This window comes from Nocardioidaceae bacterium SCSIO 66511 (assembly GCA_023100825.1).
Lineage (GTDB): Bacteria > Actinomycetota > Actinomycetes > Propionibacteriales > Nocardioidaceae > Solicola.
Genome location: CP095846.1, coordinates 1,002,847 through 1,025,733 on the forward strand (window position 1 = coordinate 1,002,847; position 22,887 = coordinate 1,025,733).

The following is a 22,887-nucleotide window of genomic DNA, read 5'->3' on the forward strand; positions in this document are numbered from 1 at the left end:
GTCTCAGCACCAGCGGTAGCGGTACGCGGGTTTGCCGCGCGGAACGACATCGCGGTCGCGGAGCAGGACCGAGATTCGATCACCGCGCTTGCGGCAGGCGCGTTTGAACGCCCTGCGCCCGTTGTCGGTGTACTCGATCTCGATCACCCGGCGACGGTACGTACGGGTGTAGCGGGCGCACTCTCGGTAGACCTCGCACTCTTCGGCAATGGCGAAGTCGAAGCCGATGCGCCGCGCCTGGCGTCGGCTCAGCTGGGGAGTGTTCTTCTGGGCGATCGCAAGCCCGTGCCGATGTGCGAGACGCGTGAGCCGCCGGGCGAGTGCGATGTTGTCGCTGCGGCTGAGCCGATGGCGAGATCTGGTCCAGGAGTCGAGGTTGTCCGGCTCCACGGCGTCGAACCCGTCTTTCGCACAGCGGGCGTACCAGCGTCGTTGCACCCGTACGATCGCGCGCCGCTTCTGTTTACGGGTCGTGTCGAGGAGAACCTCTCCCGGCCAGCCGGGATCGCGTACGAGCCGACCGTTCTTGCGCAGCAGCAGGCGTGGATGATGGCGCTTCCACCAGCGCAACGAGCCCGGCTGGGTCTGAAACGAGTTCACGTAGCAGACGTTGTAGCGCCGCTTCGCCGCACGTACCGAGCGGTCGCGGATGACGATGTCGACACCTTTGGCCGGCCGGTACGCGCCGCCCAACTGGTAGCCGGCGCGACCGTCGACCGGCGGTTTACGTACGTCGGCGCCCGCGGGGGAGGCGAGCGTGACGGCAAGGGTTGCACCCAGCAGGACGGCGGCGATACGCAACGGGCTCACGCCGCCATTCTGCCAGCGCGCTGTCTACATGGCCTTGAAGCCGCGAACCTTCATCGAGCGGCGGATCTTCGTCGCCGACCGCTTCGTCGCCTTCCACCGACGCTGGGGCGAGCTCACCGAAAGCACAACCTGTGCGTCGCCGTGGACGCGTACGTGTCGACGCTTGCCGTGGCCCCGGAAGGTGTACTCCAGGACGGTCCGCTTGCCCCTGCTGGACTGGACCTTGGAGTCCTTCGCGAATCGGATGAGCTTGAAACCCGGCTTCTTGCGGGCCTTGAAGTAGCGCTTCGTCATCTTAGGCCGGGTACCGGGTCGGTACGTCGCCGACAGCTTCAGGACGGTATGGCGCTTGCGCTTGAAGACGCACACCCGCTTGCCTTCACGCACCTTGTGGAACCCGCGCAGCTTCTTGATGCCGACCATCATGGTCGTGTCGCCGATCACGATCCCGTCGTCGGGGTCCCTCGGCGGGTTCGCTTTGTGCGAGCACCGCACGTGCTTGATGAACGGCTTGGATCCGGCGGCGGGGGCGGCCGTCGCGCTCGGCGCGATCGCGGACATCGCGCCTGCCACCAAGCAGGTGGCGATGGCGGTGACTGGCAACTGGCTGCGGCGCATGAAAAAATCGTCTCCGTGGTCGGGGCCGGTCGTCCTGCGCGAGCATACGGCCGCGTCGGGTCACGTCTCGGTCGTATCGCTCTGGCAGAAACCATTCGCGACCGGCCAGCGGATAACCGAGACTTGTTGTCCGTGGGACATATCGACCTGGCCGGAATCCGCTATGAGCTGCCCGATGGGCGGGTGTTGCTCGACGACGTGTCGTTGCGTGTCGGAGACGGCGCGAAGATCGCGCTCGTCGGGGCGAACGGAGCCGGTAAGACAACGCTGCTGCGCATCGTCATCGGTGAGCTGACACCGCATGCCGGGGCAGTGACGAGAACTGGCGGGCTCGGCGTCATGCGCCAGATGGTCGGCCGCGGCAGTGAGACGGTACGTGATCTGCTGCTCTCGGTGTCGCCGCCGCGAGTGCGAGAGGCGACGGCAGCCGTCGACGCGATCGAGCTGGAGCTGATGGAGCGCGATGACGAACGCACTCAGCTGCGGTACGCCTCAGCGCTGGCCGAGTTCACCGACGCCGGCGGGTACGACATCGAGGTGCTGTGGGACACCTGTTGCACGGAGGCGCTCGGCATTTCGTACGACCGGGCGAAGTGGCGGTCGTTGACCACGTTGTCGGGAGGGGAGCAGAAGCGACTGGTGCTCGAGGCGCTGTTGCGCGGACCCGACGAAGTGCTGCTGCTCGACGAGCCCGACAACTTCCTGGACGTACCCGGCAAGCGGTGGCTGGAGCAGCGGATCAACGCGTCGGCCAAGACCGTCTTGTACATAAGCCACGACCGCGAGCTGTTGAACAACACGGCGACGCGGGTGGCCACGATCGAGCTGAGTGCTGCGGGCAACAGCCTGTGGGTCCACCCGGGCGGGTTCGGTACGTACCACGACGCGCGTGCCGCCCGCTTCGAGCGGCTCGAAGAGCTGCGACGTCGGTGGGACGAACAGCACGCGAAACTGCGCGAGCTGGTGCTGATGTACAAGCAGAAGGCCGCGTACAACTCGGATATGGCGGCGCGCTACCAGGCCGCGCAGACCCGCCTTCGCAAGTTCGAGGAGGCGGGCCCGCCGGAGGCGATTCCGCGTGAGCAACAGGTGTCGATGCGGCTGCAGGGTGGGCGTACCGGAAAGCGTGCCGTGGTCTGCGAGGACCTCGAGCTGACCGGCCTGATGAAGGCGTTCGACCTCGAGGTCTGGTACGGCGAGCGGGTCGCCGTTCTCGGCTCCAACGGCTCCGGCAAGTCGCATTTCCTGCGGCTGCTCGCGGCCGGCGGGTCGGATCCGGATGTCGAGCACCGCCCGGTCGGCGACGTGACGATCGAGCCCGTACGCCACTCCGGTCGCGCGCGGCTCGGCGCGCGCGTACGACCGGGGTGGTTCGTGCAGACCCATACTCACCCCGAGCTGGTCGGACGGACGCTGCTGGAGATCCTGCATCGTGGCGATGCGCATCGCGACGGAATGGGGCGCGAGTTAGCTTCTCGGAAGCTGGACCGTTACGAGCTGGCGGTGGCTGCCGAGCAGCGGTTCGAGGCGCTTTCTGGAGGACAGCAGGCGAGGTTCCAGATCCTGTTGTTGGAGTTGTCCGGAGCCACCCTGCTGTTGCTCGACGAGCCGACCGACAACCTCGACGTACAGTCCGCCGAGGCGCTCGAGGAGGGGCTCGACCAGTTCGACGGGACTGTCCTCGCAGTGACCCACGACCGCTGGTTCGCTCGCGGATTCGACCGTTATCTCGTCTTCGGTGCCGATGGCTCGGTGTATGAGAGCGACGAGCCGGTGTGGGACGAGGCGCGGGTGGAGCGCGCACGCTGACCCGAGGTGGCGCGGTGGGTCATCACTCAGCTACGCCGCACCGATCAGATCATCCGGCGCGAACACGCGTACTGCCTCGTCGTTGGCGAGGTGCGTCGGGTACACACGTACGCCGTGCTCGCGCGCGGTCGTCGCGATGCCTGCCGCCCACCCACGATCGGAGTCGGTGAGTACGTCTGGTCCGGGGCGGGAGAGCAACATCGCGATGCCGTCGTCGCGAAGGTACTCCAGCTGCCGCGCGCACAGCTCCATCAACGAGTCGAGATTGGGCGCCGACGGGTATGCGGGTAGATCGGCGATCTGGACGATGTGCGGGACGACGAGTCCGTCGGGCTCGATGAAGATGATCCAGAGCTTGCGTTCGGCGAAACCGAGCTCGCCCATGAGCATGGTCCAGCAGGTATGCAGGTCGAGTGGTGTCAGGATCGCCGGAATGTCGTCGGGCATCGGATGTGGTGTCGTTTCGTCCATACCGACAGCCTGCCGCGGCGCGAACGGATCGGCGCCGCCGTCCACAGTCGGGCTGCGTACGCCTGTGCATACCGACACTGCGGTGTGTCGGGGGCGTTTCGTACCTTTTCGGTTCGACCACCCGCCTGCCTGATTCCGGTGCGCTGTCGACGTTCCCGATTCTTCGGTGCGACCACCCGCCTGCCTGGCTCGGCTTCGCTGTCGACTTTTCCTACTTCGTCGGTACGACAACTCGCCTGCCCGATTCCGGCGCGCTGTCGACACCCCCGCTGCCTTCGGTTGGGCAAAAGACGCGGCGACGCGCGGACCCGCCACTTCGGCTCAGGTTGCTTGGCGGCTTGCCACCACTTTAGGGTGGGTTCGGGGTAAAGTCGGTGCCTCCCAAGGGCGGTTGTCGCTGTCCACGGGAAGTGTCCCTCGGGCAGTGACCATTTGCCGTGGTCCCAAGGCAGACCGCAACGACGGTCGGCGCGCGCGACCCCGAGTGAGTGGACTCCTGCCACCGTGGCCACGTACGTACCAGCGGGCACGGCAACCTGTCACTTTGCACGGTGTCCCTGCCATGCAAAGCGGTGCTTCACCATGTCTACTTGGTAAACCACCACCCACCGACCCCGCAGAAGCCCGGCTACACGCGTACCCCGAGTTGGTAGCGGTAGGCGCAGACCTCGAGCGCGACGCGTCGCAACGTCCACGGGTCGGTTGCGAGCGCGGAGCCGTCCAGTGAGGTGGCCAGCAGCCGCATCGGTACCCAGTGGGTGCCGGCGCCGGCCGGGCTCGCGTACTCGCCGATCGGGAGCAGCGAACCGCCGAGGCGTTCGAAGAACCCGATCCGGCGGAGCTGGGAGTCTTGTTCTTCGTGCTCGGTTGCCGGCTCATCGTCGTTGGGGGCGACATCCCATACAAGCTGGGCGAAACCACGCTGCGATGCGAGCTCGGTCACCCGCTGCCACAGCAGCGCGCCGAGACCGCGGCCACGCAGGTCGCCGTCGATCACGGGGTAGCGGAGCAGGATTCGCCCCGTGTCGGAGAGCGGATGGGTAGAGGCGAAGCCGACTGGAACGTCGTCGCGCATCAGGGCGAGGGTCTCGTTGTTCGGATGGTCGAGACTCACGCGATGCCACGGGGCGCGCTCGGCGGCGGTGTAGCCGCGTTCGTAGATCGCCCGCAGGGACGCGCTCTGGTCGGCGGCCAACGCATCCGCAGCGACCAGCTCGTACATCAGGCTGCCTCCCCGAGGTCGTATACACGCTCCCCGTGGTTCTCGCAGCGTACGCCCGGTGCATGGGGTTTCCGCCAGTAGGGCCCGTGCCCGCGGCTCACCCGAAGAAGAATCCGGGCGCGGCCTCGTACCTCGTCGTTGCCGGCTCGGGTGCACGATCAAGCGTCGAGCTGCTCCACGGTGACGGACAGTCGGCCGAGGAGGTTCGCGAGCTGCGCGCGCTGGTTGGCTGTGAGGCCGTCGAGGAGTGCTCGCTGGCGATCGAGGTGCTCCTCCATGAGGCGGTCTACGAGCTCGGCGCCATCGCGGGTCAAGGAGATCCTGCGTCCCCGGGCATCACCCTCCGCGATGGCGCGCACCACGAGCCCGCGGCGTTCGAGGCGGTCGACCCGTTTGGTCACGGCGCCGGTCGTGACCAGCATTGCGCGGCTGAGCTCGCCGGGCGTCAGCGTGTGCGCGTCATCGGCCCGGCGCAGCGCGGCGAGCACGTCGAAGTCGCCGTTGCCCAGCTTCGCGGCGGCAAACGGCGGCCGAAGTAGCGCGTCGATCGAACCGGCCAATCTGCTGATTCGACCGATCACGAGCATCGGGTCGGGGTCGAGGTCGGGGCGAATGGCTCGCCACCGCTCGGTGATCTGTCCAACGGCGTCGTCATCCACGCCTTGACTATAGCTTCCATGGAAACTAAGTTATCTTCCATGGAAGATAGATTGCTTCGAGCGACGCTCTACTTCGACCCGTCCTGCCCGTTCGCGTGGATCACCTCGCGCTGGTTGCTCGAGGTGGCGGCCGTACGCCCGCTCGAGGTGACGCTTCGGGTCATGAGCATCTCGGTGCTCAACGAGGGCAGGGAGCTGGAGCCTTGGTACCGCGAGTTCAACGACCGAGCGTGGGGACCGGCGCGGATGTTCATCGCAGCCGAACAACGCTGCGGTGCCGACGCACTCGGTGGCCTCTATACGGCGTTCGGCCGCCGTTGGCATATCGAGCGCAACCGGCAGGTCGATGAGGTCGCGGCCGCCGCATTGGCGGACGCGGGACTTCCGGCCGAGCTGGCCGCGGCGGTGAATGACCTCTCGTACGACGACGCGCTGCGCACCAGTCATGCGCAGGGGCAGGCTGTCGCGGGGGAGGAGACCGGCACGCCCCTGCTCGTACTCGACGGGCACGCGTTCTTCGGGCCGGTGCTCACCGGCATCCCGCGTGGCGCAGCTGCAGTCGAGATCTTCGACGGGCTGCGCACGCTCCTCGCGGCGCCGCATTTCAGCGAGCTCAGGCGGAAGCGTGACGACAATGCACTCGCGGTCGCCTGAGGCGGACGCGGGAGTCCGTACGCTGGTCCGCTCGCAACTTGCGAGCGCGGTCGGCGACGGCAGTTTCTACGTCACATCGGCACTGTTCTTCGCGAATGTACTCGGCCTGACTGCCACGCAGATCGGTGGCGCGCTGACGTTCGCCTGGACCTGCGGGTTCCTGCTGACGCCGATGATCGGTCGAATCGGCGACCGATACGGCCTGCGCGGCGCCGCTGTCGGACTGTCGCTGGTGACCTCCGCCGCGCTCGCAGCGTTCGTGCTGGCTCCGTCGACCGCCGCCTTCGTAGCCTCCCTGACCGTGTACGCGATCGCGCAGAGCGGCGCATCGGCCGTACGCCAGGCGCTGCTCGTCCGTCTGGTGCCGCCCACCGAGCGCGTCGTCGTACGGGCACGACTTCAGGCGATCGTCAACGGCGGCATAGCGGCCGGTGCCGGTGTCGGTGGGCTCGCGCTCCACGCGGAAGCGCGCTGGGCGTACGTCGCGGTGTTTGCGCTCGACGCGTTGGCCTTCACGGTCAGTGCGGTGCTGCTGCTCCAGCTGGCGACCGTCGGCCCGTCGCCGCTCACGCGACGGAGCGGCATCAGTTTCGCGGTGATGCGCGATCGTCCGTACCTCGCGGCGGCGGGCCTCAATGCGGTGATGTACCTGTACATGCCGTTGTTGGGCGTTGCGCTTCCTCTCTACATCGCGCACAGCACCGATGCTCCCCGCTGGATGATCGCGATCCTGTTCGCCGCGAACACGCTGGGCGTACTCGCGCTTCAGATTCCGGCAGCGCGGCGCGTGACCGGTCTGGTCGGCGCGGCCGCGAGCGTACGGCGCGCCGGGTTGCTCCTGCTCGCTGCGTGCGTGGTCTTCTGGCTCGCGTCGGCGCCGGCGTCGCCACTGATCGCATCGGTCGTGCTGCTCGCCGCGGTCGCGCTACAGGTTCTCGCCGAGGTGCACCTCGCCGCCGGCTCCTGGGAGATCGGCTTCGCACTGGCCGACCCGCAACGACCGGGTGAATGGCAGGGCTTGTACAGCGTCGGCGTACCCGTCGCGCGGGCGATCGGACCAGTCGTACTCACCTCGGTCGTACTCGACTGGTCCGGTCCCGGATGGCTCGTGCTCGGCGGTGCGTTCGTTGCGGCGTCGTTCGCGTTGACTCCGGTCGTTGCCTGGGGTCGGCGTACGCGCACAGCCGAGACGTCTCGCCGGCCGATCGAGGCTTAGCGCGGCCGCTTAGCAGCGCAGTTCTACGAGGCGGCGCCCGCTGACGATGCGGCGGCGCCGCCTCGACGGCGCATGATGTAAGCGACCCACAGCAGGAAGACCTGTTCGTCGGCGGAAACGGACGAGTCGACCTCGAGCGTCGGCCGACTGCTCCAGAAACCCGCTCTGGCGCTGGTACCGACCTGTGCGCCGTCGCGCAGGACCCGGTAGCCGGACTGAAACATGCCCATCGGTTCGATGCGGTACGTCGCGCGGTCAGTCCGGATGTCCCATGCCTGGCGCATCATCGACGGGCGGGTCGCGACCATCCGAGGTTCGGGCTCGGGAGTGAGCGTGGCGCGCAGAGCGCGACTGCGCCTGGCGTACGACCAGTGCCGTGCATCGACCTCGGCTTCGGCGCGCTCACGCAGGTGGCTCGGCCAGATGGATGCGACAACGGCGTCGTCACGCAGGACTGGTACGGAGCCGCCGCGTTTGCGGCCCCAGACGAGTGCGTCCACGTCACATGCCTCCGACGTAGCCGCCGCTGTGTGCGGTGCCGGCCGACGGGCTCGGACCCATCGTCGATCCACCGGCGCCCGGGCTCTTGGCGCCGCGATGTTTAGCGCCGATCAGCCAGAACAGGAACACCTCGTGCTCGACCGGGACCGAGACCGAGAGGTCGAGCGATGCTCGTCGACCGCCGGACCCGCTGCCGATCTCACTACCCGCACGGCGTACGACGTAACGATTCCGGCCACTGCGCACAACCTCGTACGCGAGCCGCTCGGTCTGCACCCGCCAGGTCGAGCGATCGGCGCGGGTCGCGTGTGCGGCCGGCTTCTCGGCACCGGTGCGCTCGGCCCAGAGCCCGCCGCGGGCGGCGAAGAACAACCATTGCGTGCCCGCGATGTCGACGTACGCGTCGTCGCGCTGCGCCGCATCGCGCAGGGTGGCGATCGCCGCTCCGTCGCGGACCACGGATCTGATGCCGTCGGATGTACTCCACGCGATCATCTGCTCACCCCTCGAGACAAGTCTGGCGGATTCCCGTGGTGCCCGCCACTGCGACACCACGAAGAACCCGCCAGTTGAGGAGCGAACGTCTCAGCTCATGCCCAGCGCTGGCCGCGCGGGGTGAAGTCGAGCGTACGGTCGCCGGTGTAGATCTGCTTCGGTCGGGCGATCTTCTGGTCCTTGTCGTCGACCAGCTCGAGCCACTGCGCCAGCCACCCGGCCGTACGCGGGATCGCGAACAGCACGGTGAACATCTCGGGCGGGAACTGCAGCGCCTCGTAGATCAGCCCCGAGTAGAAGTCGACGTTGGGGTAGAGCTTGCGGGAGACGAAGTACTCGTCTTCGAGCGCGATCTTCTCCAGCTCGAGTGCGATCTCCAGCAACGGGTTGACACCGGTCACCTCGAACACGTCGTCGCAGGCCTTCTTGATGATCTTGGCTCGCGGGTCGTAGTTCTTGTAGACGCGGTGGCCGAAGCCCATCAGGCGCTCCTTGCCCTCCTTAACGCCTTCGATGAACTCGGGGACCTTCTCCTTGCTGCCGATGCGGCGCAACATGCGCAGCACCGCCTCGTTGGCGCCGCCGTGCAGCGGGCCGTAGAGCGCTGCGATACCGCCGGAGACCGCGGAGTACGGGTCGACCTGGCTGGAGCCGATCGAGCGTACGGCGTTGGCCGAGCAGTTCTGCTCATGATCGGCGTGCAGGATGAACAGCACTTCGAGTGCCTTGACGAGGCGCTCGTCGGCCGCGAACTTCGGCTCGCTCATCTTGAACAGCATCGCGAGGAAGTTCTCGGCGTAGCCGAGCTCGTTGTCCGGGTAGATGTACGGCTTGCCCTGCGCATGCCGGAATGCCCACGCCCCGAGAGTGGGCATCTTGGCGATCATGCGCACGATCTGCAGGTGCCGCGCCTCGGCGTCGAAGATGTTGCGCGCCTCGGGATAGAACGTCGACAACGCGCTGACGCCCGAGAGCAGCATGCCCATCGGGTGTGCGTCGTAGCGGAAGGCCTGCATGAGGTCCTTGACGTTCTCGTGCACGAAGGTGTGGAACGTGATTTCGTGCTGCCACGTCTCGTACTCGCTCTTGGACGGCAGCTCGCCGTGGATGAGGAGGTACGCGACCTCGAGGAAGTCGGAGTGCTCGGCCAACTGCTCGATCGGATAGCCGCGGTACTCGAGGATGCCCTTGTCACCGTCGATGTAGGTCACCGAGCTGCGACAGGAAGCGGTGTTGGTGAAGCCGGGGTCATAGACGGCTACTCCGGGCTCGTCGTCGTCGGCCTTGATCTTGCCGAGGTCGGATGCCCGGATGGCGCCTTCGGTGATGGGGATTTCGTACTCCGTGCCCGTCCTGTTGTCGCGGACGGTCAGCGAGGAGCCGGCAGAGTTGCCAGCGGAGGCAGTGTCATTCGACACGACGGCTCTCCTTGGGGTCTCGGGGCCCGCGGTCGCAGGCCGGAACGCCCCGACCGACAAGTTCGCGGTTGCGTAACCCAGCTCAGGACGTCTGCGTCATAGATTCTTTAGTGGGGTCCAACCTAAACCCGCTCGGATGGTGAGACGATGCCGGGTGCGTACGCGCGCGGGGCCGGGTGGGAGGCCGGGATCGGCGTCCCGAGCAGGGTCGTGCCCGAGCGCTTGCCGGGCCAACCCCCGTTTTGACCGCCTATGCGGTCGGGAGGTATTCTGAGTGGTCGTTGTGCCTAGGTCGTCCAAGGTGGCCTGGCGCCGACGAAACCCCGCCTGCGGCAACCCGGTCGATGACCGATGCGCTCACGGCGGCCTGACAGACTCATCGACTCGAAACGAAGGTCAACCACGTGCCTACGTACAGCCCGAAGCCTGGCGACGTCCAGCGTGAGTGGCGCGTCATCGACGCCGAAGACGTCGTGCTCGGCAAGCTCGCCGTCCAGGCCGCGACGCTGCTGCGCGGCAAGCACAAGCCGACGTTCGCTCCGCATCTCGACACCGGCGACTTCGTCGTCATCGTGAACGCGGACAAGGTCGCTCTTTCGGGCAACAAGCGCGCCGACAAGATGTCGTACCGGCACAGTGGCTTCCCGGGCGGGCTGAAGTCCGCCTCGTACGGAGACCTGCTCGAGAAGGACCCCCGCAAGGTCGTCGAGAAGGCGGTGTGGGGCATGCTCCCGAAGAACCGTCTCGGCCGCTCCCTGATGAGCAAGCTGAAGGTCTACGCGGGTCCGGACCACCCGCACAAGGCCCAGCAGCCGCAGCCGTACGAGATCACCCAGATCGCTCAGTAGAGCACCGAACCGTAAGCCCGAGTGAGGAACCCCGTGGCAGACACGACAACGCAGACCGACGAGACCGAGGCCGAGTTCACGACCGACGAGCGCGGTGTTGCGTACAGCTCCGAAAGCGCGCCGTCGGCGGATGCGCCCCTGCGCCCCGCGACGATCGCCCCGGCCGCGGCGACAGGTCGACGCAAGCAGGCCATCGCCCGCGTTCGGATCGTTCCCGGCAGCGGCAAGTGGTCGGTCAACGGTCGTGAGCTGGACGGATACTTCCCGAACAAGCTGCACCAGCAGATCGTGAACGAGCCGTTCGTGCTCGCCGAGCTCGCCGACCGGTTCGATGTCATCGCCCGCGTCAGCGGCGGCGGCATGACCGGTCAGGCCGGTGCCCTCCGGCTCGGTGTCGCACGTGCGCTGAACGCCGTCGACGCCGAGGCCAACCGCCCGACGTTGAAGAAGGCCGGCCTGCTGACCCGTGACGCCCGGGTCAAGGAACGCAAGAAGGCCGGTCTGAAGAAGGCGCGTAAGGCGCCTCAGTACAGCAAGCGCTGATCCCCGGGGCATCGTGGGCCGGTTGTTCGGCACCGATGGAGTACGAGGGGTCGCGAACCGCGATCTGACCGCCGAGGTGGCGGTCGACCTCGCAGTAGCCGCGGCGCACGTGCTCGGTGAGGCCGGCGCCTTCGCCGACCAGCGTCCGGTTGCGGTCGTGGGCACCGACTCACGCGCCTCCGGTGAGTTCCTCGAGTCCGCCGTCGTCGCCGGTCTTGCCTCGGCCGGCGTCGACGTTCATCGCATCGGCATTCTGCCCACACCGGGCGTCGCGTACCTCACGGCGGCGCTCGAGGCCGATATCGGTGTGATGATCTCGGCCAGCCACAATCCGATGCCCGATAACGGCATCAAGTTCCTCACTCGTGGCGGCCATAAGCTCGACGACTCCGTCGAGGACGCGATCGAGCGTCGACTGCGCGAGCCGTGGGATCGCCCCACCGGCGCGCGCGTCGGCCGAGTCGGGCTCAGCGACACCGCCCGCGCGACGTACGCCCGGCATCTGGTCGGTACGGTCGAGACGTCACTCGACGGGCTCAAACTCGTGGTCGACTGTGCGAACGGTGCGGCGAGCCAGGTGGCGCCCGAGGTGCTCCGGACGCTCGGGGCAGACGTCGTCGCCATCAACGCGGCGCCCAACGGCATCAACATCAACGACGGATGCGGCTCGACCCATATGGAGTCGCTGCTCGAGGCGGTCGTCGAGCACGGTGCCTCGGCCGGGTTCGCCTTCGACGGCGACGCCGACCGATGCCTTGCCGTCGACGCCGACGGCAACCTCGTCGACGGCGACCAGATCCTGGCCGTGCTCGCGCTCGCGATGCACGATGCGGGCGAGCTTGTCGACGAAACGGTCGTCGGTACGGTGATGACCAACCTCGGGTTCGTCCAGGCGATGCAACGTAGTGGCATCGAGGTGGTCCAGACCGCGGTCGGCGACCGCTACATCCTGGAGTCGATGCGTTCGCGCGGGTTCAACCTCGGTGGCGAGCAGTCCGGACACGTGATCATGAGCGATCACGCGACGACCGGTGACGGGGTCCTCACCTCGCTGCAGGTCGCTGCGCGGATGGCTCGCACCGGCCGATCGCTCGCCGATCTCGCCTCCGTGATGACTCGTCTGCCGCAGGTGCTCGTCAACGTCGACGGTGTCGACAAGACACGTACCGACGTCGAGCCGAGGCTCGTCGCCGCCGTCGCGGCCGCCGAGGAGCAGCTCGGCACGACCGGCCGGGTGCTGCTGCGGCCGTCGGGCACCGAGCCGGTCGTACGCGTGATGGTGGAGGCCACCTCGAGGGAGGCGGCCGAAGGCGTTGCCGACCAGCTCGCCGGAGTCGTACGAGAGACGCTGGCGCTGTAGCGACCCGATACGGTGACGGCCATGCCGACACCCGACTTCATTCTCGAGCTGCGCGAGCAGATCGGGCACGCCCCGTTGTGGTTGCCCGGCGTCACGGCGGTCGTCGTCGACGGGCCGCGGGTGCTGCTCGTGCGCCGCTCCGACAATGGCGAATGGGCACCCGTGACGGGCATCGTGGATCCCGAGGAGGAGCCGGCGCGGGCGGCCGTACGCGAGGTGCTCGAGGAGACCTGCGTCGTCGCCGAGGCCGACCGCCTGGCAAGAACCGGGGTTTCGCCGTTACGGGCGCATGCCAACGGAGACCTGGCGGCGTACCTCGATCTGACGTTCCGGTGCAGCTACGTCGGTGGCGAGGCGCGGGTGGGCGATGACGAGTCGCTCGAGGTCGGGTGGTTCGAAACCGACGCCCTACCGGAGCTGCGCGACGAGCATCGCGCTCGGATCGAGGCCGCGTTGGAGGACCGCCTCGACGCGCAGTTCGTACGCTGACCTCGGCCGGCGAGTCAGCCAGCGAGCGGGTTGAGCGTACGAAGGCCGGTGAAGCGTGCGAACCCGCGATCGAGCGTGACCATGGTTGCGTCGTGCTCCATCGCCAACGCGGCGAGGTACGCGTCGGGCACGTCGTTGCCGCGCAGGCGTAGTGAGGTGACGAAATCGCCGAAGATCGACCAATGTCGACCGCTCGGTCGCACTGCCCGCACCGCGGGCGCATTCAACAGCGCGGTTCCGAATGCGATGCAGTCTTCGGGACTTGACGGGGTGCGGAAGACGCGGTGCTGCGTCGTGATCCGCGTGGCCGCGGAGAGGACGAACTCACTGACCCCGACCGGCTCGGTTCCGTTGATGCGGTCGGTCAACCAACTGTGCAGTTTGCCGGCTGCCTCGGACTCGCCGGGGCGCATGCCGTGCACGCATACATTGACGTCAAGGAACAACATGGCTGCCCGGCTCATTGTCGCCCAGTAGCTCGGCCAACTGCTCCTTGTCGTACAGGTCGACGCCTGGCTGTAGCCCCGGTGGGTCATAGGTGAACTGCGGCAACTCGTAGCGCTCGCCGGTCTGCCGGGTCTCGTACTCGTTGATCAGCTTGCGCAATGCATCCTCCAGCACGGATCCGATCGTGCGGTGCGAACGCGCGGCGATCAGCTTCGCCTCGGCAAGGAGATGCTCGTCGATGTTCACCGTCGTGCGCATGGATGCATCATATCATCATCAAGAGCGCATCAAGATGCGCCGATTCGAGGCCTCTGTTCGCGCAGTACGTACGCGGATGGTCTGCTCCTTAGGCTCGGCTCCGCCGTTCCACCGTCCGACCGACCTCGAAGGAACCCATGACCTTCCGCCGTGCCCTCGCGGGAACCGCCATCGCGCTCAGCGCCCTCGTAACCGTCGCCGTGCCGGCGGCGAGTGCATCCGACGACCCCGCCTCATCGCACACCGACACCCAGGAGTCGTTGGACCGTCTGCGCAGGGAATGGACCGCCCCGGGCGCGGTCGTCGTTGCGGGTGACGACAACGGCGACTGGACCGTCAGCAGCGGCTCGGCGGTGCTCGGTCAGAACCGCCCGATCGGGCCGGACGACAAGTTCCGGGTCGGCAGCCTGACCAAGACGTTCACCGCGTCGATCGTGATGCAGCTCGTCGACGAGGGAAAGGTCTCGCTGGACGAGCCGGTCGAGACGTACCTGCCGGGGGTCGTCGCCGGCAAGAACGACGGTACGAAGATCACTGTCCGCGACCTGCTGCAGCACACCAGCGGCATACCCGACTACCTGCAGATCGAGCGAATGCTCGACCTGATGAACCAGTTCAAGGCACACACCTTGGCCGAGGTCGCCTCGTGGGGCCTGTCGAAGCCGTCGCAGTTCGAGCCCGGCACGGAGTACGCCTACTCGAACACCAACTACATCATCCTCGGCATGGTGATCGAGAAGGTCACCGGCAGCTCGTACGGTCAGGAGCTGTCGTCGCGGATCATCGAGCCGCTCGGCCTGACCAACACCTACCTACCGGAGCCGCAGCACAAGCCGATCGAGGGCCCGCACGTACGCGGCTACTTCGGGCAGCAGTTCGCGTACCTCGACGTGACCGAGCTGATCGAGCCGTCGATGGGTCTCAGTGGTGGCGGGATGGTCTCGACCGGCAGCGACGCGGCGACGTTCATGCAGGCCCTCGCCGACGGCGAGGTCGTGCCGCAGAGCCTGCTGGACGAGATGCACGCGCCGAACGACCTGCCGGGCAGCGCTCCGGACTACGGCCTCGGCGTCGACAAGTTCGAGCTGCCGTGCGGCGGCGAAGCGTACGGCCACTACGGCATCTGGCCGGGCTACCAGACCATTGCCGCGGCCACCGATGACGGGCGACATGCGTTCGTCGGCATGAACGTGCTCAACTTCGCCGACGCCAGCGCCGGCAAGAGCGGCGGTGCCATCGAGGGGCGGATGAACACGATGATCACTGCGCTCTGCGACAACTGAGTCTCCCGAGGCGACCGTCGGCGTGAAACGTCGGCGGTCAGCCCCGGCGCAGGTCGTGCAGCGAGTCGGCGAGCCGCCTACGTTGGTCGGCGAGGTCGTCGAGGCGTCTGTCGATCACCTCGAGCCGCTCGGCGTACGTCGCGAGGGCATGGTCGGGCTCGTCGCAGTCGTTGAGGTCGCCCAGGCGTAGGCAGGGCTCTAGCTCCTTGACGCCCTCGATGGTCAGCCCTCGGGCCAGCAGAGCGGTGATGTTGCGGACCCGTCGCACGGCCGTCTCGTCGTACTCGCGCCAGCCGGCGGCGGTGCGACGGGCCGAGATGAGCTCGTGTTGCTCGTAGTAGCGCAGCGAGCGCCGACTCGCTCCGGTCCGTTCGGCGAGTTGTCCGATCCGCATCCTGATACTCCGACTTGCAGTTGACACCAGTGTCAGTACCTAGCGTCACCACCATGACGATTCATTCCGAAGGACAGCATCCGGTACGTACGGCCCTGGTGACGGGAGGCGGCTCGGGCATTGGCCGGGCAACCGCGCTCACGCTGGCCACGGCGGGCTTCGACGTGCTCGTGACCGGTCGGCGCGCCGGACCGCTATCCGAGACGGCCGCTTCGCACGACCACGTACGCGCACTCGCCGCCGACGTCGCGACGGAGTCCGGCGCCGCCGAAGCGGTCGGCGTCGCCGGCGAACGGCACGGGCGCATCGACGTCACCGTGAACAACGCGGGCTTGATGCGGCCGGGCAGCCTCGACGAGTTCGATCGCGTAGCGGCCGAAGAGATGTGGACGACGAATGTGCTCGCGCCGACCTTCGTCACTCGGTCGGCGCTGCCGCTCCTCCGCAAGGCGGAAGGAGTCGTCGTCAACGTCTCGAGCACGTTCGGAGCCAAGCCGGCGCCGTCCATCGGGCACTACGGCGCCAGCAAGGCGGCCGTCGAGCAGCTGACCAGAAGCTGGGCGCTGGAGCTCGCCCCGGACGGCGTACGCGTCAACGCCGTCGCACCCGGCCCGACGGAAAGCGAAGCCTTGGCCGCCAGCGGGATGTCGGAGGACGCGATCGCAGATGTCAAGGAGACCGAACGCAATGCCGTCCCGCTCGGGCGGCGCGGCTCTCCGGACGACGTCGCGACGATGATCGCGGCGCTCTGTCGACCGGACGCGGCCTGGATCACCGGCCAGGTGATCGGCGTCGACGGCGGGTTCGCGCTGGTCTGAGACGCCGGCCGCCGCTGCTCACAGCTTGCGCAGGCGTACCCAGCGCACCGAGTGGTCGGAGTCTTTGCGGAGTACGAGGGTCGCGCGCCCTCTGGTCGGCGCGATGTTCTCCTTCAGGTTCGGACCGTTGATGGTGTCCCACAGCGACTCGGCCCGTGCGACGGCCGCGTCGTGGTCGAGTGCGGCGTAGCGCACGAAGTACGACGCCGGGTCGCGGAACGCCGTCTCGCGCAGCCGCAGGAACCGGTTGATGTACCACTGGCGGATGTCGCGGTGGCTCGCGTCGACGTAGATGGAGAAGTCGAAGAAGTCGCTGATCGCCAGGCCCGGACGCCCGTCGCCGCGGCTACGCGCCGGCTGGAGCACGTTCAGGCCCTCGAGGATCACGATGTCTGGATGGTCGAGGGTGACGACGTCATCGGTCACGTCGTACTTCAGATGGGAGTACTGCGGCGCTTCGATGACCTCGTTGCCCGACTTGACGTTCATCACGAAGCGCAGCAGCGCCTTGCGGTCGTACGACTCGGGGAAGCCCTTGCGTTCGAGTAGGTCGCGGCGACGCAGCTCGGCGTTCGGGAGCAGGAACCCGTCGGTCGTCACCAGGTCGACCCGAGCCTTCGGCGCCGTATGCGCCAGGAGCTCGCGGACGAGTCGTGCGGTCGTCGACTTGCCGACGGCGACGGAGCCGGCGATCCCGATGAGGTACGGAGTGCGCTGCGGCTGTGGCCGGTCGAGGAACCGCTCGGTCGCCGCATGGAGCTCGTACGCGAGTCGAACCCGCATCAGGATCAGTTTGGTCAGCGGGAGGTACACCTCGCGTACCTCGTCGAGGTCGAGCTCGTCGCCGAGCCCGCGTACCGACTCGATCTCCTTCTCCGACAGCGGCTGAGCCGTGCCCTCAGCGAGCCGGGACCAGTCCGCGCGGTCCAGCTCGACGTACGGGGACGTGTCGTGTCGAGACGCCGATGAGTCCGCCATGGCGACCATTGTCCCGTGCCCGGCCGGACGCCGTGCGGTCGGTAGGCTGTCGGGCATGTGTGGAATCGTCGGATACGCGGGCGGACGCTCGGCCCAAGACGTCGTTGTCGGCGGCTTGCGCAGGCTCGAATACCGCGGTTACGACTCTGCAGGAGTCGCTCTGGTCACCCCCGACGGTCTCGTGTCGCGTAAGCGGGCCGGCAAGCTGACCAACCTCGACAAACTGCTCGCGGAGTCGCCTCTGCCCAAGGCCACGACGGGCATCGGTCATACCCGCTGGGCGACCCACGGCGCACCGAACGACGTCAACGCCCATCCGCACCTCGACGCCTCGGGTCGATTCGCGGTCGTGCACAACGGCATTATCGAGAACTTCGCCGAGCTCCGTTCCGAGCTCGAGGCCGACGGTGCGGAGTTCGAGAGCGAGACCGACACCGAGACCGTCGCCCATCTGCTCGCACAGTGCATCGATCCGGCCGGCGGTGACCTCCCTGAGGCCGTACGGATGGTCGCGCGCCGTCTCGAGGGTGCATTCACGCTGGTGATCGCCGACGGTCGCCAGCCCGGACTCGTCGTCGGCGCGCGCCGCAACTCGCCGCTGGTCGCGGGTCGCGGTGACGGTGAGAACTTCCTCGCCTCCGATGTCGCGGCGTTCATCGACTACACCCGCGAGGCGGTCGAGCTCGGCCAGGACCAAGTGGTCACGATCACGCCCGACGACATCGTCGTCACCGACTTCGACGGTGCGGCGGTTGAGCCGAGTACGTACCACGTCGACTGGGACGCCTCGGCCGCCGAGAAGGGCGGTTTCGACTGGTTCATGCTCAAGGAGATCGACGAGCAGCCGCAGGCGGTCGCCGACACTCTCCTCGGGCGTTACGCCGCCGACGGCACTCTGCAGCTCGACGAGATGCGGTTGTCCGACGGCGAGCTGCGTGACATCGACAAGGTGATCATCATCGCGTGCGGCACGGCGTTCTACGCCGGGCTCGTCGCCAAGTACGCGATCGAGCACTGGACCCGTGTGCCGTGCGAGGTCGAGTTGGCGTCGGAGTTCCGCTATCGCGACCCGATCGTCGACCGATCCACGTTGGTCGTCGCAATCAGCCAGTCGGGCGAGACGATGGACACGCTGATGGCGATCCGCCACGCGCGTACGCAACGGGCGAATGTGCTCGCGATCTGCAACACCAACGGCTCGACGATCCCGCGCGAGTCCGACGCCGTCATCTACACGCATGCGGGGCCGGAGATCGCGGTCGCCTCCACCAAGGGGTTCCTCTCCCAGGTCGTCGCGTGCTACCTGCTCGGGCTCTACCTCGCGCAGGTGCGCGGTGCGAAGTTCGGCGACGAGATCACCGCGATCATGCGTCAGCTCGAGGAGCTTCCGGGCGCGATCCGGCGCGTACTCGACGGCAGTGAGCAGGTACGCGAGCTCGCTCGTGAGCTCGTCACCAAGCGTTCGGTGCTGTTCCTGGGCAGACATGCGGGCTACCCGGTTGCGCTCGAGGGTGCGCTGAAGCTGAAGGAGCTCGCGTACATCCACGCCGAGGGATTCGCGGCCGGTGAGCTCAAGCACGGCCCGATCGCACTGATCGAGGACGACCTTCCGGTGTTCGTGATCGTGCCGCCGCGCGGTCGGGATCAGCTGAACGAGAAGGTCATCAGCAATGTGCAGGAGATCCGTGCGCGGGGCGCTCGTACGATCGTGCTCGCCGAAGACGGTGACGAGCATGTCGTGCCGTACGCCGACCACCTGATCCGGCTGCCGGCCGTACCCACGCTGATGCAGCCGCTCGTGGCCACCGTCCCGCTGCAGGTGTTCGCCTGCGAGCTGGCCCACCGACTCGGGCATGACGTCGACCAGCCGCGCAACCTCGCCAAGTCGGTGACCGTCGAGTGAGTCGGCTGTCCGTACGCACCCCCACCACACCCGTGGGCCGCACGTTTGCGCCCCAAATCTGCCGAAATCGGGGCCGAAACGTGCGGCCCAGCGGGGTGGGCGGGGCAGAGGTGGACGCGTGATCGTCGGCATCGGCATCGATGTGGTCGAGATCGAGCGGTTCTGCGAGACGCTCCGCCGTTCGCCGGCGGTCGCCGCCCGGCTGTTCGTGCCGTCGGAGGCCGAGCTCGTACCGGGTTCGCTCGCCGGTCGGTTCGCGGCGAAGGAGGCGCTCGCGAAGGCGCTCGGCGCACCGGCAGGCCTGCACTGGGTCGACGTCGAGACGTACGTCGAGGAGTCGGGGCAGCCAAGGCTGACGATGCGCGGCACCGTCCTGGCGCGCGCGGATGCGCTCGGGGTGAAGTCGTCGCACGTATCCATCTCGCATGACGGCGGGATCGCCTCGGCGGTCGTGGTGTTGGAGAGCTGATGCGGTACGCGCATTCGGTGGAGTCGGTACGCGCGGCGGAGGGTTCGCTGATGGCGACGCTCCCCGAAGGTGCGCTGATGCAGCGCGCCGCCGCCGGACTCGCGACCGTCTGCGCGGAGGTGCTCGGCTCCGTGTACGGCAGCCGCGTCGTCGTACTCGTCGGATCCGGTGACAACGGCGGCGACGCGCTCTACGCCGGTGCCCGGTTGGCAACGCGTGGGGCGGCTGTCGACCTGGTCATCCTGCAACCGCGGGCGGTTCACACCGAGGGGCTCTCCGCAGCCCTCGCGGCGGGTGCCCGTCGCACGAATGAGCCTGATTGGGCGAGCACCGACCTGCTCATCGACGGCGTCGTCGGTATCGGCGGGCGACCCGGCCTCCGCGAGCCGGCCCGCTCCTTGGTCGGCGCCGCCCGGGCAGCCGCCGTGTACACCGTTGCCGTCGACGTGCCGAGCGGAGTCGACGTCGACGGCGCCACCCTGCCCGAGGCGTATGTGACAGCAGATCTCACGGTGACGTTCGGTACGTACAAACCCGCGCTGCTGGCCGGTCCGGCGGCGCGTGCGGCCGGATGGGTGCACCTCGTCGACATCGGCCTCGGCCCGTACCTCGACGACGCCGTGGCCGAGGGCGTCGAGGTATCAGAGGTACGCGCGGCGTACCCGGTGCCGGGAGCAGAAGCGCACAAGTACACCCGCGGCGTCGTCGGGGTCGACGCCGGGTCCGGCACCTACGCGGGTGCTGCCGAGCTGTGTGTACGCGGGGCACAGGCCGGTCCGGCCGGGATGGTCCGGTTCGGCGGGCCGGAGCCGGTGGCCGTCGAAGTGGTCGGCCGTTGCCCCGAGGTGGTTGCCGGTCGCGGCCGCGTCCAGGCGTGGGTCGTCGGCTCCGGCACCGCGGACCGCGCCGAGCCCGCGTTGCGCGACGCCGTCGCTGAAGATGTGCCGGTCGTGGTCGACGCCGATGCGCTCGCGCACTGGCGGGTGGGCATGGCACCCTCGGCGCTGCTGACGCCGCATGCGGGCGAGCTGGCCCGGATGCTCGATATCGACCGGGCCGCTGTCGAGGCTGAGCCCCTCGCGTACGTGCGACGGGCGGCCGACGAGCTCACCGCGACCGTACTGCTCAAGGGCAGCCACACCGTGATCGCCGAGCGTGGACGCCCGACCCGAGTGGTCTCCGCGGGGCCGTCATGGCTCGCCACCGCCGGCGCCGGCGATGTGCTCGCCGGACTCGCCGGCTCCCTGCTGGCGGCCGGGCTGGATCCACTCGACGCCGGGTCGGTCGCAGCCTGGTTGCACGGCACTGCGGCGCAGATCGCGGCGACTCATCGACCCGCCGACACCGATAGTTTCCGGACGCGGCGGGCGGCCGAGGGGCCCATCACCGCCCGCGACGTGGCGGCTGCGCTCCCGGCGGCGACCGCAGCGGCGTTGGGCTGAGCAAGCTCAGGAGATGCTGGGATTCGGCGGTAGCAACGGGCCGGCGTGCCATGACTCGAAGATCAGCATCGTCTGCACCGATGTCACCTCCGACCGTGCGGTGAAACCTTCGAGTACGAGGCGCTGGAGGTCCTCCACACCGGCGGCCGCGACGTGGATGAGGTAGTCCTGCGGGCCGGCAACATGATGCAACGCGCGGGTCTGCGGCTGATCGAGCACATGCCGGACGAAGTGGTCCACGAGTGCCCGGTGGTGCGGGCCGACCCGCACGGCGAGGAACGCCTGTAGCGGCCGGCCGAGCGCGACCGGGTCGACCTCGAGGGTGTGGCGCACGATGACACCCGATTCACGCAGCCGGTTCACCCGGTCGAGACAGGTCGACGGCGCGACCCCGACAGCGCCGGCGAGTGCGCGATTACTGATCCGGGAATCCTTCTGCAGCAGCCGCAGGATCTCGAGGTCCACCGAATCAACAGACACCGATCCAGGCATCTGCCGAACGTACACCGGGAACGCGCCCGTGTCTGCAGAACGGTGTTCATGCTGGCCGCATGGACGACATCGCCACCGAACGGAACCTCGCCACCAGCGCCGTACACGCCGGACGCGAAGACCTTGCCGACCTCGGTCTGCACGCCGCGCCGATCGACCTCTCCACCACCTATCCGGCACGTGACTCGCAGGCGGAGGCGCAGCGCCTCGACGCGGTGGTCGCGGGTGCCGAACCGCCGGGCGGGCCGGTCTACGGGCGTCTCGGCAATGCGACCGTACGCCGCTTCGAGTCGGCCCTCGCGCAGCTCGAGGGCACGCAGGCGGCCATTGCGTACGCAACCGGGATGGCCGCGATGTCCGCCTGTCTGCTCGCGGCCGTCGCCGCCGGGAAGCCCCATGTGGTGGGCGTACGACCGTTGTACGGCACGAGCGACCATCTGCTCGATGCGGGACTGCTCGGCACGCGGGTCAGCTGGGCATCGTCGCCCGAGGACGTCGGAGAGCTGATCGAGTCGGACACGGGCCTGGTCGTCGCAGAGACGCCGGCCAACCCGACCCTCGCAGAGGTCGACATCCGGGCGCTCGCAGACGTGTGCGGCCAGGTACCGCTGCTGATCGACAACACGTTCGCAACGCCGATCCTGCAGCGGCCCGCGGCGCATGGTGCGACGTATGTACTGCACAGCGCGACCAAGTTCCTCGGCGGACACGGCGACACGATGGGCGGTGTCGTTGCATGCGACGAGGAGGCGGCCGGCGGACTCCGCCAGATCAGACACCTGACCGGCGGAATCCTGCATCCACTCGCCGGCTACCTGCTGCTGCGCGGGCTGGCGACGCTGCCGGTGCGCGTACGTGCGGCCTCGGCTTCCGCGGCAGAGATTGCGAATCGGCTTCTGCAGCACCCGCGAGTGACGGCGGTGCACTATCCGACCCACCGGGGGAACCGGCCGAACGGCCAGCTGGATGGTGGAGGCGCGCTCGTCTCCTTCGAGGTCAACGGCGACGCGCGGGCGGTCGTCGCGGGCGTGCGCCTGATCACCCCGGCGGTGAGCCTCGGGTCGGTGGACTCGCTCATCCAGCATCCCGCGTCTCTGACCCACCGCGTCGTCGATCCCGCCGATCGCCAGGCGGGCGGCTTCGACGATCGTCTCGTACGCCTGTCGGTCGGGCTCGAGAACGTCGACGACCTGTGGTCCGACCTCGACAAGGCGCTCAGCAACGCCTGAGGTCGACCGTCAGGCGGGCAGCGCGGCGAGCCCGCGGGCGTACCTGAGAGAATCGACCGCG

26 protein-coding genes are annotated in these 22,887 nt (G+C 68.1%); 13 read left to right on the top strand and 13 right to left on the bottom strand.

Features of this window, described 5'->3' with window-relative positions:
• Positions 1–3 precede the first annotated feature (3 nt).
• Entirely contained in the window at positions 4–810 is an 807-nt protein-coding gene (locus MU582_04715) for an endo alpha-1,4 polygalactosaminidase (protein ID UPK75943.1), read from the bottom strand.
• Positions 811–834: 24 nt separating this feature from the next.
• Entirely contained in the window at positions 835–1,428 is a 594-nt protein-coding gene (locus tag MU582_04720) for a hypothetical protein (GenBank protein ID UPK75944.1), read from the bottom strand.
• A 132-nt stretch (positions 1,429–1,560) separates the two neighbouring features.
• On the opposite strand from MU582_04720, the gene MU582_04725 reads away from it, so the two are divergent.
• A complete protein-coding gene (locus MU582_04725) occupies positions 1,561–3,237 on the top strand; it encodes an ATP-binding cassette domain-containing protein (GenBank protein UPK75945.1) in 1,677 nt (558 codons plus the stop codon).
• Positions 3,238–3,267: 30 nt separating this feature from the next.
• Here the strand turns inward: MU582_04725 and MU582_04730 are convergent, their stop codons facing one another.
• The 3 genes from MU582_04730 to MU582_04740 all read right to left on the bottom strand — a co-directional run bounded on the left by MU582_04730 (position 3,268) and on the right by MU582_04740 (position 5,589).
• Positions 3,268–3,708 (bottom strand): hypothetical protein, encoded by a 441-nt coding sequence (locus MU582_04730; protein UPK75946.1) that lies wholly within the window; start codon positions 3,706–3,708, stop codon positions 3,268–3,270.
• Between the two features lie 628 nt (positions 3,709–4,336).
• Positions 4,337–4,930: a GNAT family N-acetyltransferase gene (locus MU582_04735; GenBank protein ID UPK75947.1), complete on the bottom strand. Its 594-nt coding sequence runs from the start codon at positions 4,928–4,930 to the stop codon at positions 4,337–4,339.
• A gap of 158 nt (positions 4,931–5,088) precedes the next feature.
• The gene (locus MU582_04740; GenBank protein ID UPK75948.1) at positions 5,089–5,589 is read right to left on the bottom strand and encodes a MarR family transcriptional regulator; all 501 of its coding nucleotides are present in this window, start codon (positions 5,587–5,589) and stop codon (positions 5,089–5,091) included.
• Between the two features lie 39 nt (positions 5,590–5,628).
• On the opposite strand from MU582_04740, the gene MU582_04745 reads away from it, so the two are divergent.
• Together MU582_04745 and MU582_04750 are read left to right on the top strand one after the other, a co-directional pair.
• A complete protein-coding gene (locus MU582_04745; GenBank protein ID UPK75949.1) occupies positions 5,629–6,243 on the top strand; it encodes a DsbA family protein in 615 nt (204 codons plus the stop codon).
• A complete protein-coding gene (locus tag MU582_04750) occupies positions 6,224–7,459 on the top strand; it encodes an MFS transporter (GenBank protein UPK77112.1) in 1,236 nt (411 codons plus the stop codon). The genes MU582_04745 and MU582_04750 overlap by 20 nt, the downstream gene beginning before the upstream one ends.
• Positions 7,460–7,482: 23 nt before the next feature.
• Here the strand turns inward: MU582_04750 and MU582_04755 are convergent, their stop codons facing one another.
• The 3 genes from MU582_04755 to MU582_04765 all read right to left on the bottom strand — a co-directional run bounded on the left by MU582_04755 (position 7,483) and on the right by MU582_04765 (position 9,873).
• Positions 7,483–7,959 carry a hypothetical protein gene (locus MU582_04755; GenBank protein UPK75950.1) on the bottom strand — a complete coding sequence of 159 codons (477 nt, stop codon included), beginning with the start codon at positions 7,957–7,959 and terminating at the stop codon, positions 7,483–7,485.
• Position 7,960: 1 nt separating this feature from the next.
• Positions 7,961–8,455: a hypothetical protein gene (locus MU582_04760; protein UPK75951.1), complete on the bottom strand. Its 495-nt coding sequence runs from the start codon at positions 8,453–8,455 to the stop codon at positions 7,961–7,963.
• A gap of 95 nt (positions 8,456–8,550) precedes the next feature.
• The gene (locus tag MU582_04765) at positions 8,551–9,873 is read right to left on the bottom strand and encodes a citrate synthase (GenBank protein UPK75952.1); all 1,323 of its coding nucleotides are present in this window, start codon (positions 9,871–9,873) and stop codon (positions 8,551–8,553) included.
• Between the two features lie 404 nt (positions 9,874–10,277).
• On the opposite strand from MU582_04765, the gene rplM reads away from it, so the two are divergent.
• From rplM to MU582_04785, 4 genes are read left to right on the top strand one after another with little or no spacing between them, the layout of a single operon-like run.
• Positions 10,278–10,721, top strand: coding sequence for a 50S ribosomal protein L13 (gene rplM / locus MU582_04770; protein UPK75953.1), 444 nt, complete (start codon positions 10,278–10,280; stop codon positions 10,719–10,721).
• A gap of 33 nt (positions 10,722–10,754) precedes the next feature.
• Positions 10,755–11,264, top strand: a complete 510-nt coding sequence (gene rpsI, locus MU582_04775) for a 30S ribosomal protein S9 (GenBank protein ID UPK75954.1) — start codon at positions 10,755–10,757, stop codon at positions 11,262–11,264.
• Between the two features lie 13 nt (positions 11,265–11,277).
• Positions 11,278–12,624 carry a phosphoglucosamine mutase gene (gene glmM / locus MU582_04780; protein ID UPK75955.1) on the top strand — a complete coding sequence of 449 codons (1,347 nt, stop codon included), beginning with the start codon at positions 11,278–11,280 and terminating at the stop codon, positions 12,622–12,624.
• Between the two features lie 21 nt (positions 12,625–12,645).
• Positions 12,646–13,113, top strand: a complete 468-nt coding sequence (locus tag MU582_04785; GenBank protein ID UPK75956.1) for an NUDIX domain-containing protein — start codon at positions 12,646–12,648, stop codon at positions 13,111–13,113.
• 14 nt (positions 13,114–13,127) lie between these two features.
• On the opposite strand, the gene MU582_04790 is transcribed toward MU582_04785, so the two are convergent.
• Together MU582_04790 and MU582_04795 are read right to left on the bottom strand one after the other, a co-directional pair.
• The gene (locus MU582_04790) at positions 13,128–13,562 is read right to left on the bottom strand and encodes a PIN domain-containing protein (GenBank protein UPK75957.1); all 435 of its coding nucleotides are present in this window, start codon (positions 13,560–13,562) and stop codon (positions 13,128–13,130) included.
• A complete protein-coding gene (locus MU582_04795) occupies positions 13,549–13,818 on the bottom strand; it encodes a type II toxin-antitoxin system VapB family antitoxin (GenBank protein ID UPK75958.1) in 270 nt (89 codons plus the stop codon). The genes MU582_04790 and MU582_04795 overlap by 14 nt, the downstream gene beginning before the upstream one ends.
• A 137-nt stretch (positions 13,819–13,955) precedes the next feature.
• On the opposite strand from MU582_04795, the gene MU582_04800 reads away from it, so the two are divergent.
• Positions 13,956–15,101: a beta-lactamase family protein gene (locus MU582_04800; GenBank protein UPK75959.1), complete on the top strand. Its 1,146-nt coding sequence runs from the start codon at positions 13,956–13,958 to the stop codon at positions 15,099–15,101.
• Positions 15,102–15,138: 37 nt separating this feature from the next.
• Here MU582_04800 and MU582_04805 read toward each other — a convergent pair whose 3' ends face one another.
• Positions 15,139–15,495: a MerR family transcriptional regulator gene (locus MU582_04805; protein UPK75960.1), complete on the bottom strand. Its 357-nt coding sequence runs from the start codon at positions 15,493–15,495 to the stop codon at positions 15,139–15,141.
• A gap of 53 nt (positions 15,496–15,548) precedes the next feature.
• Between MU582_04805 and MU582_04810 the strand changes: the two genes are divergently transcribed.
• Positions 15,549–16,313, top strand: a complete 765-nt coding sequence (locus MU582_04810) for an SDR family oxidoreductase (protein ID UPK75961.1) — start codon at positions 15,549–15,551, stop codon at positions 16,311–16,313.
• Positions 16,314–16,331: 18 nt separating this feature from the next.
• On the opposite strand, the gene coaA is transcribed toward MU582_04810, so the two are convergent.
• Entirely contained in the window at positions 16,332–17,300 is a 969-nt protein-coding gene (gene coaA, locus MU582_04815; protein ID UPK77113.1) for a type I pantothenate kinase, read from the bottom strand.
• A 46-nt stretch (positions 17,301–17,346) separates the two neighbouring features.
• On the opposite strand from coaA, the gene glmS reads away from it, so the two are divergent.
• The 3 genes from glmS to MU582_04830 all read left to right on the top strand — a co-directional run bounded on the left by glmS (position 17,347) and on the right by MU582_04830 (position 21,105).
• Positions 17,347–19,194 (top strand): glutamine--fructose-6-phosphate transaminase (isomerizing), encoded by a 1,848-nt coding sequence (glmS, locus tag MU582_04820; GenBank protein UPK75962.1) that lies wholly within the window; start codon positions 17,347–17,349, stop codon positions 19,192–19,194.
• Between the two features lie 118 nt (positions 19,195–19,312).
• A complete protein-coding gene (locus MU582_04825; GenBank protein UPK75963.1) occupies positions 19,313–19,663 on the top strand; it encodes a holo-ACP synthase in 351 nt (116 codons plus the stop codon).
• Positions 19,663–21,105: an NAD(P)H-hydrate epimerase gene (locus MU582_04830; GenBank protein UPK75964.1), complete on the top strand. Its 1,443-nt coding sequence runs from the start codon at positions 19,663–19,665 to the stop codon at positions 21,103–21,105. Before MU582_04825 ends, MU582_04830 begins: the two co-directional genes overlap by 1 nt.
• A gap of 6 nt (positions 21,106–21,111) precedes the next feature.
• On the opposite strand, the gene MU582_04835 is transcribed toward MU582_04830, so the two are convergent.
• On the bottom strand, positions 21,112–21,597 hold the full coding sequence (locus MU582_04835; GenBank protein UPK75965.1) for an Lrp/AsnC family transcriptional regulator: 486 nt from the start codon (positions 21,595–21,597) through the stop codon (positions 21,112–21,114).
• A 59-nt stretch (positions 21,598–21,656) separates the two neighbouring features.
• Between MU582_04835 and MU582_04840 the strand changes: the two genes are divergently transcribed.
• Positions 21,657–22,826, top strand: a complete 1,170-nt coding sequence (locus MU582_04840) for a PLP-dependent transferase (protein ID UPK75966.1) — start codon at positions 21,657–21,659, stop codon at positions 22,824–22,826.
• Positions 22,827–22,887: the final 61 nt, after the last annotated feature.